Genomic DNA, 13,933 nt, shown 5'->3' with positions numbered 1-13,933 from the left:
TTATTCTGTTTTTACTTTGCTGTTTGTCGCTATTTGCTTATGCCCAGGATTTCAAAACTTTAACAACCGAACTCAACAAAACTAAAAAGGATACTAACCGGATCGTCGCGCTAATAAAGTTGGGGCGACATTTTAAGGAGAAGCCTGTTTGGGATCTAAAAAACCTTGATACTGCCCGTACTTATTTTAACTCGGCAATAACGTTGAGCCAGGCAATAGGATCGACCGATTTTCTGCACCGTGCTTTGTTTGAAAAGGCACTAACATTTATTGAGCAGGAGGATTTCAAAGCTGCCGACTCATTATTTAACCAGATAACCGGCTATTACCATAAAACAAGTAACTATTCAAAAGAAGCTGAATACTGGACCTTGTATGGAAACAATTTATCTTTTAATGACAAGCGCCTGCTTGCTACCCGCGCAAAATGTTATAATAATGCATACGAGCTTTACAAAAAGGGAACAGACCGCCTTAAAATAGCCGATGCGCTCGGCAAAATTGCAGATGCCGATCTTAATGAAGGCAGGTTTGATAAAGCTGAAAAAGAGATGCTTATTGTAATACAGGAGTATAAGGCCATGAAATTTCCAAGGATCTATTATGGTTACTACCTTTTGGCCGAAGTATACTCGCGTAAAGATCAGCTTCAAAAAGAATTACTTACCCGTATTGAATGTATAAACAGTTGTGATGCCGACGTGCGTAGGAGCGACTATGATGCTTCTTTTTTTAATATCGCTGTAGCATTGTCATACAGGAAGAACAATAAGGACAGTGTAGCATTACCATATTTTATAAAAGGGGCCGAATTAGCGCTTAAAATAAGAAACCAAAATTATTATTACAGTGCTATTGACGGGGCTATTGGTTGTTGTATAACGATAAAAAAATATCGTACTGCCCTTACTTATTTAAGCGAAACACCAAAAAAATTTCCAAGCCAAACCCTCGGAGAACAAAGTAAGTATGTTGCAAGAAAAATGCAACTGTACAATTTTCTTAACCGGAATGAGGAAGCAGAAAAACAGGTGCCAGCATTTAGAAAAGTATTTGGTAAGCTATATGGTACGCTTAATGATGATCCGCTGTTTTATGCAGTAGACAGATTTGTTGAAAATTACGACGCACTTCCTCAGCATTTCATTCAAACAAAACAGTGGACAAAACTATCGGATGAGTTGAAATATCTTCAAACCCTGCCCTTAAAAAGATTATCGACCTCTTCACGGATAATTATCTCCGGGTATAAATATAAAATTGATTCGGCCGAGGGGAATTTTGATGTCGCGTTGAAGGGGTTTCAATATATGAGGCGCATGAAAGATTCGCTCACTAATGCCACCACGGTTAAACAAATTAACGAATTAGAAGCCAACTATAATTCTATTAAAAAAGATAAAACCATTCAGAGCCTCAATAATAATGCGCAGATACAAAAAGGCAAGCTGGAAAAAGTTAACCGGCAAAGAAATATCACGTTTGCCGGGGTACTTATTTCGGTAGTGTTTGCGGTTGTGATATATATTGCCTATCGCGGCAAACAACGGAGCAATGTACGCCTGCAAATTAAACAGCAAGAGATTGACAGGCAAAACCATATACTGTCAGCCCTACTTTCAGAAAAAGAAAAACTACTTGCTGATAAGGATGATTTATTGAAACGGCAAGAAGACCTGCTTATAGAAAAAGAGTGGCTGCTTCGGGAGGTACACCACCGTGTTAAAAACAACTTGCAAATAGTGATGAGCTTATTGTACACGCAATCGGCATATCTGCAAAATACCGATGCCATCGAGGCGATACAGGATAGCCGGAACCGGGTACAGGCCATTTCTATTATCCATCAAAAGCTATATAATAAAAGTAATGTGGCGACTATTGTAATGGCCGATTATATTAACGATTTGGCCCGATATCTGAACACCAGCTACGATTGCAACAGGCGAAGAATTAAATTCAGAGAAGAACTGGATGCTGTAAGCCTGGATATATCACAGGCTGTACCTATGGGCCTGATATTAAACGAGGCCATTACCAATAGTATTAAATATGCATTTGATCAAGATGGGGGAGAGATTTTTATTAAAGCACTTTTATCACCGCCGGATACAATTACGCTTAGTGTTACAGACAACGGAAAGGGCCTGCCTCCTGATTTTGAACTCGCCGAAACCTCCTCATTGGGTATGGAAATGATGAAGGCCCTCAGTAAGCAGTTGGGTGGCAGCTTTGATATTAAAAGCAACCGGGGAGTTGTTGTGACTATACAATTCAAAGTTGAAAAGTCATCTGCTGTATTACCCGGCAGCGAGGTTTCGCTATTGTAAAATGGCGTTTCGTTTCAATTACCGTTTCTTTTACATATTTAGTTAATTTCCTTATCTCCACTTCCGGGCAATGCTGCCTGGTCCCTCTCAAGGCTGATCTCTGGACCAGTTTAAGCCTTTATATACGGTATAATTTTGCCTTACAAACTCAATAACGGGTTTGGGTATAATTATTCTATTATGAAAAAAATAAGTTTAACCTTATTGGCGTTCTGTGCAGCTTTAGGCGTTAATGCCCAGGCAAAAAAGGACCCCAAATGTGCAAACGTAAATGTTACACAGTACGAACCTGAAGTTATTTTTAAAAGGATCATTACTACACCTCAAATCAAAAGCCAGGAGGTTAAAATGGTGATTGTGAAGTTTGCACCCGGCGAAGTATCCGGAGCTCACAGACACCCGATCCCTACTATCGCCTATGTATTACAAGGAAATATATCTTCAACTTTTAATGGCAAAACCCATATTTACAAACAGGGCGAAGCATTTTGGGAAGACCCTAACGGTTTACATGCCGAAAGCAAAAATATGAGCAAAACCGAAGAGGCCAAGCTATTGGTTTATTTCATCGGCCCAAAAGAATTGCCGTTCATAACCGCTGCAAAATAATTAAGCAATAACCTCATCAATAACAAGCAAACTTTATGAAAGTTTACGGTTTAACCACCTGCATACGCACGCGCCAGGCTTTAGCCTGGCTAAAAGCACACAATGTAGGTTTTGAATTTCAGAATTTTAAAACACAAGGCATTTCGTCGGATAAACTCAAAGTCTGGGATGCAAAAGCTGGTTATTCCACATTTGTCAATACCAAAAGCCTCACTTGGAAAAAATTGCCGGTTGAAGTTAGAGCTTCAATAAAAACGGCTGAAAACGCGCTCGCATTACTGGTCGAAGAGCCGTGTATTATCAAACGCCCGGTTATTGAAGACGGAGATTTTCTTTTGTTTGGCTTTGATGAAGATATTTACCAGGATCATTTTCTGCACAATTAATAAATAACAGAATTATAAAACGGCCTTTACCGGCCATTAAAAATACAAATTATGAAAATAGTAGTAATAGGCGGCAGCGGACTGATAGGTTCGCAGGTTGTAAATAAACTTACAGAGCAAGGTCATGAAGTTATAGCGGCTTCACCGGCAACCGGCGTAAATACCGTAACCGACGAAGGTGTTGCCGAGGTTTTGAACGGAACAGATGTTGTAATTGATGTAGCAAATTCGCCCTCGTTTGAAGATGCCGCGGTTATGGAGTTTTTCAAAACATCGGGCAAAAACCTGCTTACAGCCGAAATTGCTGCGGGCGTTAAGCATCACCTGGCGTTATCAGTTGTTGGGACAGATCGTTTGCAGGATAGCGGATATTTCCGTGCTAAACAGGCACAGGAGGATTTGATCAAAGCATCAGGTGTTCCATATTCAATTATCCACTCAACTCAGTTTTTTGAATTTTTAAGCGGGATTGCCAATGCTGCAACTGAAGGAGATACTGTCCGCCTGTCGCCGGCACATATTCAACCAATTGCGTCTGCCGATGTAGCCACTGCGGTTGCTAAAGTAGCATTGATGGAGCCATTGAATAAAATTGTTGAAATAGCCGGGCCGGATAAGTTCAACCTATCAGATCTTGTTCAGATGTATTTAACTAAAAATGGAGATCCTCGTAAAGTTGTTGCTGATGTACATGCAAGTTATTATGGTGTAGAATTAAATGACGGTATGCTGGTGCCGGGTAAAGATGCTAAGATCTTTAATATCAACTTCGAAAATTGGTACATGAACCAGCCTAAAAAGGCATAGTTTATCTTTTTTGTTTTATGGTTTGAGCGCTCGTCATCATCAAAGTGACGGGCGTTTTTGTTTTGACAAAATATCCGCTTTATATAGTGTAAGAGAGTGCCTTGGCACCAAATATGGAGTGGTTTGATGTTGTTTATTTTGATAAGTTGTTGATTTTTAAATAATTGATATCTGGTATGTGGGTTGTGAAAGTGCAATGCCCTGCCTTGGCAAGCTTTTGAATCGGGTTTTTCAGTAGGGCAGCAAACAAATTTAATTACAAAATAAGATGCTTCCTTACCACAACCTGATTGTTATCGATAAGCAAAACCAGCTCCCTGTTTACAGGCAAATTACCAATCGCCTGATAAGCCTGATAAGGGAAGGCTTAATTCCGCCTGGTACATTCTTCCCGGGCACCCGGCAAATGGCCGAATTTATCACCGTTAACCGTAAAACGATTATAAATGCCTACGAAGAGCTGATGACGGAAGATTGGATAGAGTCAGTAGATAGGAAGGGCTACAGGGTAACGCCCGAGCTTCCAATAATCAAACCACGGTCGTTTCAGCCACCAAATTCTTTTTCTTCCTGCGATAACATGACTGCAAGAAACCTGGCCTTACAAGGGGGATCACAGCCAGAGCACCGGACAACCAAAAGTTGGGATATTGTAGTTAATGATGGCTATCCAGATCCGGAACTTGCGCCTTTTAACGAGATCAGTAAAGTATACCGGGATAAGGCCACCAGTGCCAGAATTAAGCAATTAATGTGTTTGAGGGATCAGGGTGGCCTGCCGTTGCTTAAAGAGGCAACTGCTTTGTTTTTAAACGAAACCAGGGGCTTAAATATCAGGAAGGATGATCTGGTGATTACCCGCGGAGCGCAGATGGCCATTTATATAGCGGCTACGGTATTATTAGCCAAAGGTGATCATGTAGTGGTCACGGAACCCAATTACCGCTATGCCGACGAGATCATTGAAAACACCGGCGCTCACATTTCAAAAATAGGAATAGATGCAGAAGGGCCGGCTTTGGATCAACTGGAACAGATCCTGAAAAAGTCGCCGGTAAAAATGCTTTACATTGTTCCTCATCTGCATCATCCTACAACCATAACCATGTCGGCCGAGAGGAGGCAGCAATTGCTTCAACTGATTGAACGGTACAGGTTTTATGTAATTGAGGATGATTATGGTTACGATTTTCATTATACCAATAATCCTATCCTTCCATTGGCCAGCAGCCCTCATGGCGGTAAAATAATCTATATTGGATCGTTTACAAAACTGCTTGCGCCTTCAATAAGGGTGGGCTATATGATAGCCGCGCCCGATATCGTAAAAAAAGCGACGGATCTGAAGCGTTTGATTGATTTAAGAGGGGATACCTTTATTGAATTTATGCTGGCGCAGATGATCATTAATGGGGATCTAGTGCGGCATATTAACCGGTCGAACAAATTATACGCCCGGCGCTGTGACTTTATTTGTGATCTGCTTACCAAAAAACTATCGCACGCAGTTGAGTTTACCCGGCCGCTTGGCGGCATGGCTATATGGCTTAGGTTTAAGCGGCAATATCCTGTAAATAAAATAATTAATGATGCCGCCCATGCCGGGCTTTGTATGATTGGCATGCCGTTCAGGCTTGCCGGCAACCCGAATGATAACGGGATCCGGTTTGGGTTTGCATCACTCTCTGAAGAGGAGATTTCAAAAGCCGTGGATATCCTGGTGAAATTAACTTCCTGTTCTTGAATTATGACGATGAATGAAGCCCCCATCGTTGCCAAAGCCTGGATTACCTGGAGGGGTCCCATCTGGTCCCCTTCAGGCAGGTCAGCCCTCAATAATTTTGCTCATTAAAACATCTAAAATATGAATAATCCAACTCACCGTGAATCGGCAGTTAAAGACGTAGAAAGCAGAGAGGAACTTATTTATTTGCTCTCGCGGGCATCCGAACTGGAACATGGCCTGGCCTGTGTATATCTCTATGCAGCATATTCGCTAAAATCGAACCTTGATGAAGGGGGAATGACTGAAGAGCAACTTACCATGGTAAAAACCTGGAAGCGAAAATTAGCCATGGTAGCGGTAGAAGAAATGCTGCACCTTGCCCAGGTTAACAACATGCTAACTGCAATAGGTGGTGCACCTAATTTTAAAAGGGCCAATTTTCCTTTACCTGTATCCGCTTTTCCATTCGGCATTAAGTTAACTCTTGAGCCATTTTCGCTTGCTACAATTGAGCGGCTGGTGATATTTGAACTACCGGAAGAAGGCGTACTTGAACCCGTTATACATGCTCAATATGATGAACTGCGTAATAAAGTTGTAAGAGAACAGGAATTGGAATATGCCGAATTAAAGCCCCGGCATTTTAAAGCCGAACCTGAATTGATAGCCCGCTTCGGCTCCGAAGCCTTTAAATTCCAGGAACCTTATGAAATTGATTTTACAACTGTTGGAGAGTTTTATCACAAGGTAGCATCGGGCTTTAAAGGTATCCCTGAAGATGTATTGTTTATCGGCCCGAGGGAGGCGCAGGCCAATGCCCGTTATGTCGACTTGAGCGGAAAGTTGATCTCCGTAGTAAACAGGGAATCTGCCTTGCAGGCTATTGAAATGATTGTGGAGCAGGGAGAAGCACCAACACAACAGCACCCTGATTGCCATTTTGAGATCTTTGATACCATCAGGAAGCAATACATCAGCGAAATGGAAAAAGGAACGAATACGAATACAGTATTCGATCCCGTGAGGAAAATGGCCTCAAACCCCATGACCCGGTTTTATGACGATGCTACCGGAGGCACGTTAATCCTTGATGAGGATACGCATTGCGCGGCCGATATCTTTAACATGAGTTATGATACCATGTTGCAAATGTTACTCCGCTTTTTTGCCCACAGCGATGAAACTGAGGAAGAGCTGGAAATGCTATCCCGTGCTACACTGCGGATAATGACTACCGTAATTCGCCCAATGGGCGAGGCGCTTGCCAAAATGCCTCTCGGTGATCCGGCAAATGCCGCGTTAATGGCCGGCCCTGGGTTTGGTTACAATAGGGATATTACGTTGCTGCCGCATAAAGAATCAGCATGGGTGTTTTTCTGTGAGCGGCTTTTTAACCTTGCCAAAGAAGCCACCGCCTTAGCCGAGCAAAAAACATCCCCACCAGAGGTGAAAGAAGCATCTGCGGCCCTACAGGCACTCTCTGAGCTTTTTATAAAAAAAACCGCGCAGGCGCAAAAAATTATCCCGAAGGTTGAGTTCGTTGATCCTGCAAAACTTGAGCCTGAGATTAATCCATCCACCAACGGGCCGTACCTGGTAAAAGGTGTAAGTAATCTGCTTAATTCAAAAGGCGAGAGGCTACTTGCAGAGCCTCAAATGGCATTATGCCGTTGCGGCGGTTCGGCAAATAAACCGTTTTGCGATGGCACCCATGCCCGCATAGGTTTTGATAGCAGTAAATTATCCGGCCGAACGCCTGATCGGTTGGATAAATATCCCGTAACCGATTTTACCGTATGCGATAACCGTGGTATCTGCCAGCACTCGGGTTTTTGTACTGATGAATTGCCCGAAGTATTCAGGCTGGGAAAAGAACCTTTTGTTGATCAAACGGCAGCCAGCGGTGAAAGGATAAGTCAGCAAACTAAAAGGTGCCCATCGGGAGCATTAAGTTTCAGTTTTGCCAACCCTAAGCTGAACTTACCGGTAATTAACGAACCTACTATTACAGTTTCAAAAAATGGACCGTACCGTGTAAAAGGAAGCATAAAACTGGATGCCGATTTTTTGGAAGGAGCATCGAAAGAACATTATACCCTGTGCCGCTGCGGAGGCTCAAAAAATAAACCGTTTTGTGATGGCACGCACTGGTATAACAATTTTACTGATGATAAAAACTAAAGATCAATAGCAATAAATAAAGCCATTGCCTGGCGGGATAACTATAAACCAACCAACAAAAAATAACAATTATATCAACATAAAAACAAACATTGGAATTAATGATGCAGGCAGAAAGGCTGTGTCTGACGAACTGGCAAAACTATTGGCCGACGAATTTATCCTGTATACCAAAACCAGAAACGCACACTGGAACATTGAGGGTGCCGACTTTCACACGGTTCACGTATTTTTTGAATCGCAATATCAGCAGCTTGAAGAGGTGGTTGATGGTGTTGCGGAGCGGATGCGTAAAATTGGTCACTATGCCCCGGCCACATTAACCCAGTTTTTACAGCTTACTCATTTAACCGAAAAGCTCGAAAATAGCAACAACAGTCAGGGATATGTTAAGGAGCTGTTAGCCGATCATGAAAGCATCATCATGTTTCTGCGCGGTAACATTACCCCCTTTGCCGAAAAATACCAGGACATGGGCTCGAGCGATTACCTTACCGCGCTTTTAGAAACACACGAAGAAATGGCCTGGATGCTAAGGGCTCATCTAACAAAGTAGATTTACAACGATTTATTGTTTTATAGCGGGAGAACATCCCGCTATTTTTTTGCCCGTTGTTTTCTGAAATCATCTGATCAAATCAATTTTTTCGGAGTGGTAGAATCGAAAGGGAAAAATGTCCATTAGTAGCGCCTCTTTGTCCATTGATGAGCTTTTGAAGCCAAAATACCTTTGTTAAAAAAAATTAACTATGAAAATGGAACAATCAAACAAATCAAAATTAAGTATGGGCCGGAGGTTTATTACGGCATTTATGTTAAGCTTTTTACTACTGTCGTCAGTTTTATCAAATGCGCAGGACAAGATCAAAAACGTAGTACTTGTACACGGCGCTTTTGCCGACGGCTCGGGTTGGAAAGGTGTTTTCGAGATTCTTACTAAAAAAGGTTACCATGTTACGGCGGCGCAAATTCCACTTACTTCGCTCAAAGATGATGTGGATGCTACCACCCGCATTCTCGATAAGCAGGATGGTCCGGTTATTTTAGTGGGCCACTCATGGGGTGGAGTGGTGATTACCGAAGCAGGTATGCATCCAAAAGTTGCCAGTCTTGTTTACGTTGCAGCATATCAGCCTGATAAAGGTGAAAATACTTTACAATGGGCTGCAACCGCGCCAACTTTGCCTGAATACGGTATTTTACCTCCGGATGAAAAAGGTTTTGTTTACTATGATAAAGCCAAATTTCATGGCGGTTTTGCAGGCGATTTAAGCCAGGCCGAAACCGATTTTATGTTTGCCTCGCAGGAACCTATTTTTGGCGGAAGCTTTGAGACCGCCGTGGCGGATGCTGCCTGGAAAACTAAGCCAACTTATGGCATCGTAGCAACCGAAGATAAAAGCATCAACCCTGAAATTGAACGTAAAATGTACAAACGTTCAAATACACACGTCACCGAGATCAAAGGAAGCCATGTGATTTTTATGTCGCACCCGGATGCTGTAGGCAAGGTGATCATCGCCGCCTCGGAGAAAAAATAGTTGTTTTAATTAGTAGACATTTGTTATTGCCCCGGAGCGCAAAGCGACGGGGCTTTTTTGTTGAGTTGATTCGCCTTCCATAGGGAAAAAAGTCCATTGCTTTTAGCCGTATGTGCATTGAGTGTCATAAGGAGTCAAGGTAACTTTGTGGTGTTAAACTCATACACTAACTCAAAAAAATGAAGACAAAAATTACAATTTTAACCGCCCTTTTTGCGGTAGCTGTTTGCGGTAAAGTTGACGCGCAAACTATTGATCCGGCACAGGACCGGCATATTGAAAGTAATATCAAAGCGTTTTTAAAAGTTTTGAACGCCGGCAAAGGTAAGCCAATTGAAGAGCTTAGTCCAGTAGAAGCAAGGGCCGTACTTACAGGTGCCCAGGAATCTGTAAAGTTCGATTATTCAGACATCAAGGTAACGCAGAAAACAATTACGGCCGAAGGCGGTATTCTTGTTTTAAACGTGGTTAAACCAGCTAAGGCCAAAGGGATATTGCCGGTATTTCTATTCATACACGGAGGCGGCTGGGTGTTGGGCGATTTTCCTACCCATAAACGTTTGGTACGCGACCTGGTGGTTAACTCAGGTGCGGCGGCGGTATTTGTAAACTATACGCCATCACCCGAAGCTCATTATCCTACTGCTATCAACCAGGAATACACCGCTCTTCAATGGGTTGCGGCAAACGGATTGCAAATAGGAGTAGACGGTAAACGATTGGCAGTAGTAGGCAATAGTGTTGGCGGCAACATGACCGCAGCAGTAGCCCTCATGGCAAAAGATAAAAAAGGCCCTCAAATTAAGTTGCAAGTGATGATGTGGCCGGTTACAGATGCCAATTTCGAAACCGGATCGTACAATCAGTTCGCTACCCAGCGTTTCCTTACCAAAAAAATGATGCAATGGTTTTGGGATAATTACACTACCGATCCTAATGAACGCAAACAGATCTACGCGTCACCGTTACAGGCAACCACCGCACAGTTAAAAGGCCTGCCGCCGGCATTCATTTTAGTAGCCGAAAACGATGTGCTGCGTGACGAGGGCGAAGCTTACGCCCGCAAACTTGATGAAGCGGGTGTGACAGTAACGTCGGTACGTTACAATGGTATGATCCACGATTTTGGTTTGCTTAACCCAATTGCCAATGTTCCCGGCACACGGGCCGCGATGTTACAGGTAGCATCCGAGATTAAAAAGGCACTTAAATAGTCAACTATAATCTTATCAAAAGTAACGCCTCCGGGATAACCCGGGGGCGTTACTTTTTAAGCCTGTTTCGGAAAAAGTTATCGGTTATGTCCAATTCCGGAAGGTCGATTGTCAATCAACTGTAAATGCGAGTAGTGGGAGTGTTCGGTGCGGAGGGATTTGATAGCAATACTATGCAATAGGATAACGGCATGTTTTAGGAAATATCGTAATGTTAGAGGTCAAGCTAACGCCGGTTAAGAGACGGGAGGGTATTGCTATAGCGCAAATCGCTTAAAATTGAATCCGCCACTGCATTTTTTATGATTGTTGGTTTTGCCGGCCTGTACCATGGGCGCGGTAAAATCTGCGTTGGTGCCTTTTTACCCCAATTGTTACAAAATGGAAAAGCCAGGATTTTTAACAGTGATTGATGATTTCGAAAATCAGTTGACAGACAAAAAGAATTTTCTCAAAGTACTTAAAAAGCACGTGCGGTGTTATGAAAATGAGAAGGAGGTATTGCTGGAGTTAAGTAATGATATCACCCAGGTAAGAACCAAGATAGATTTAATTACGGTTTTTTCATCAAGGCTTAAAAGCCTGTTTTACTTTACACACGCGGTTGTATCACTGGTTGATAAGCAGCAGCAAACCTATTATCCTTTTTTAATTGACAGGGAGGCGCTACAGATCAAGCATCGTGACGAGTTGCCGTCATTGCTCGCCTCACGTTTTTTTCTTGACGATCCGTTTATAAGCCAGGCGCATGGTTCTGATATGCCGGTATCATTTTTATTGGACGATATTATACATAAACCCGGTATTCCCGGCTTTTTAAAAGTGAATTACGAATGCGGGATAAAAGAAGCAATGATAGTTCCGCTAAAAAGTAAAATGGAAACTATCGGGCATGTTTTGATGTATTCAGACCGTATCGGGGCTTTTTCTGACGATTTTAAGGCTTTCATATCGATGATAAGCTCCCAGCTTTCCAGCGCGGTATCAAACATTAAAATAAATGAAGAAATTGAATTTAAAGAGTGGGTAAATGAGGTTTTACTGGATATAAGCAATAACCTGGCAACCGTACGGCATAGAAAAGATTTACTTACCGTTGTTAATACCGGCCTTAAAAAGCTTGTAAAGTTTACACATAATGTAATGACCATCCTCGATGAGGCAGGAGAAAACTACAGTGTATATGTAACTGATCCGGATTCGCCCACGAAAAAATTCCCCCGGCACGTTGCAGCCCTTGAGAGCGCAAATCCGGTTAATGATGGCATTTATAGCGCAGCATCGGGCTGTGATGGCCCTGTGGTGCTTGATATGACTACTTTTGATCTCAATAAAGTTCCGCTCTGGTTTAAACTAAACTATGCTGCCGGTGCCCGCGAAATGGTGATCAACTTGCTGCCCGGTAAAACCGAACTTGAGTTAAGCCTTATTTTATTTGCCGACAAAAAGGGAACATTTGATGCTGCGGCATTGAATATTGTTGAACGTATTTCCAGTCAGTTATTTACGGCGGCAAGTAACATTGCTGCCAACGAGGAGATCATGAATAAGGAAAGAGAAAAATCTTTCCTGTTGGATTTTAGCCATGATATCGCTGCAGTGCGCAGCAAACACGATTTTTCTGTAGCTGTAGAAAAGGCGGTAAAAAAGCTAAGCTCGGTAAAGGGCTATATCATTAGGCTTATCGATAACGAGGGGGGGACAACCAGTTCGTATGTTTATGACAGCACTACTACTTTTAAAAATGCCCCGGGGTTTAAGCAAATGATCGCGACCAGGTTTGATATTAAGGATGGGATACAGGATAAGGTGTTGCGGAGCACCGAACCAATTCTTTTTATCACCGATCAGGAAATGAGGCGCCCGGTAGTTCCACAATACGTTCGTACCTGGAGCGATATGGGGCTGCGGAAAATGATTGGTGTAGCATTACGAACAGGAAGTAAAGATCTCGGCATTCTTTTTATGGAAACGGATGTGGTTAACCTTGCCATATTGAAAGGAATTTGCGCGCAGATCTCTACCGCTATTTCGAATGTATTGGTTAACGAGCAGCTTATTACCTATAAAAGTATGCTGGAGGTTGAAAACGATCACCTGAAAGAACAGATAAACACCATTTATAATTCTGCCGAAATTGTTGGTAGCGGCCCTGAAATGCAACAGGTTTATCAGTTGATGTCGATTGTAGCCAAAACAAATTCAACGGTATTGCTGATGGGCGAAACCGGGACAGGCAAGGAATTAGTAGCACGGGGAGTTCACAAAAGCTCACCGCGAAAGGATAAGTTAATGGTAAAAGTTAACTGTGCCGCTCTTCCTGCCAACCTGATTGAAAGCGAACTTTTCGGCCATGAAAGAGGCGCATTTACCGGCGCGCTTGAAAGGCGGATCGGTAAATTTGAACAGGCGCATAACAGCACTTTGTTTTTAGATGAGATAGGCGAGTTGCCTTTAGAATTGCAGGTAAAACTACTGCGGGTTATTCAGGAGCGCGAATTTGAGCGGATAGGCGGTAAAACTACCATTAAGGTTGATGTACGGATCATAGCGGCCACCAACCGCAACCTGGAAGAAGAAGTAAATGCAGGCCGGTTCAGGGCCGACCTTTATTACCGGCTTAATGTTTTCCCCATCAGTCTGCCGCCTTTGCGCAAACGGATTGCGGATATAGCTCCGCTGGCCAATTACTTCCTTGCCCGCCACTGTAAAAATACCGGCATAAAAGTGACATCTATATCAGCCAAAGTAATGCAGGAGCTGAAAAGTTACCAATGGCCAGGTAATGTCAGGGAGCTTGAGCACCTGCTGGAGCGAAGCGTTTTGTTAACCAACGGCAGCACGTTGAGGGAGATCTACCTACCTAAAACCCGTTTTGGAAAAGACCTGTCAGTTAATCAAACGCTCGAAGAAATTGAGCGTGCCCACATCATTCAAACACTCAAAATATGCGGGGGGAAAATAGCAGGATCAGGCGGGGCTGCGGATGTGTTGGGTACGCCTTCAACTACCTTACATGCTAAAATGAAAAAGCTGAAGATCTCCAAAACGGATTATTTGTCGCAAGCCTCCTGACAGCGATTGCTCGCAATATCGTTAAAGTACTTTTTAATCCGCTGTATTAGGTGTGCGGTGGAAG

Annotated in this window: 10 protein-coding genes; all 10 read left to right on the top strand. The window is 42.9% G+C overall.

Annotated features, from left to right (window positions below):
- Window positions 1-23 precede the first annotated feature (23 nt).
- The 10 genes from BLP33_RS06415 (at window position 24) to BLP33_RS27400 (ending at window position 13,869) form a co-directional block, all read left to right on the top strand.
- The gene (locus BLP33_RS06415) at window positions 24-2,330 is read left to right on the top strand and encodes a histidine kinase dimerization/phosphoacceptor domain -containing protein (protein ID WP_175489948.1); all 2,307 of its coding nucleotides are present in this window, start codon (window positions 24-26) and stop codon (window positions 2,328-2,330) included.
- A 180-nt stretch (window positions 2,331-2,510) separates the two neighbouring features.
- Complete coding sequence (locus BLP33_RS06410; protein WP_090525882.1) at window positions 2,511-2,939, top strand: cupin domain-containing protein; 429 nt, start codon at window positions 2,511-2,513, stop codon at window positions 2,937-2,939.
- Between the two features lie 35 nt (window positions 2,940-2,974).
- The gene (locus tag BLP33_RS06405; protein WP_090525881.1) at window positions 2,975-3,325 is read left to right on the top strand and encodes a Spx/MgsR family RNA polymerase-binding regulatory protein; all 351 of its coding nucleotides are present in this window, start codon (window positions 2,975-2,977) and stop codon (window positions 3,323-3,325) included.
- 51 nt (window positions 3,326-3,376) lie between these two features.
- Window positions 3,377-4,132: an SDR family oxidoreductase gene (locus tag BLP33_RS06400; protein ID WP_090525880.1), complete on the top strand. Its 756-nt coding sequence runs from the start codon at window positions 3,377-3,379 to the stop codon at window positions 4,130-4,132.
- 268 nt (window positions 4,133-4,400) lie between these two features.
- Window positions 4,401-5,876, top strand: coding sequence for an aminotransferase-like domain-containing protein (locus BLP33_RS06395; RefSeq protein ID WP_090525879.1), 1,476 nt, complete (start codon window positions 4,401-4,403; stop codon window positions 5,874-5,876).
- 120 nt (window positions 5,877-5,996) lie between these two features.
- Window positions 5,997-8,039 carry a ferritin-like domain-containing protein gene (locus BLP33_RS06390; RefSeq protein ID WP_090525878.1) on the top strand — a complete coding sequence of 681 codons (2,043 nt, stop codon included), beginning with the start codon at window positions 5,997-5,999 and terminating at the stop codon, window positions 8,037-8,039.
- 25 nt (window positions 8,040-8,064) lie between these two features.
- On the top strand, window positions 8,065-8,595 hold the full coding sequence (locus tag BLP33_RS06385) for a Dps family protein (RefSeq protein WP_229701523.1): 531 nt from the start codon (window positions 8,065-8,067) through the stop codon (window positions 8,593-8,595).
- Between the two features lie 193 nt (window positions 8,596-8,788).
- A complete protein-coding gene (locus BLP33_RS06380) occupies window positions 8,789-9,580 on the top strand; it encodes an alpha/beta fold hydrolase (RefSeq protein ID WP_090525877.1) in 792 nt (263 codons plus the stop codon).
- A gap of 179 nt (window positions 9,581-9,759) precedes the next feature.
- The gene (locus BLP33_RS06375) at window positions 9,760-10,794 is read left to right on the top strand and encodes an alpha/beta hydrolase (protein ID WP_090525876.1); all 1,035 of its coding nucleotides are present in this window, start codon (window positions 9,760-9,762) and stop codon (window positions 10,792-10,794) included.
- 381 nt (window positions 10,795-11,175) lie between these two features.
- Window positions 11,176-13,869, top strand: a complete 2,694-nt coding sequence (locus tag BLP33_RS27400; protein WP_175489947.1) for a sigma 54-interacting transcriptional regulator — start codon at window positions 11,176-11,178, stop codon at window positions 13,867-13,869.
- Window positions 13,870-13,933 lie beyond the last annotated feature (64 nt).

Origin of the sequence: Mucilaginibacter sp. NFR10, assembly GCF_900100445.1 — a bacterium.
In the GTDB taxonomy this organism is placed as follows: domain Bacteria; phylum Bacteroidota; class Bacteroidia; order Sphingobacteriales; family Sphingobacteriaceae; genus Mucilaginibacter; species Mucilaginibacter rubeus.
The sequence above is the reverse complement of the archived record's forward strand: the minus strand, read 5'-3'. Positions and strand labels throughout refer to the sequence as shown.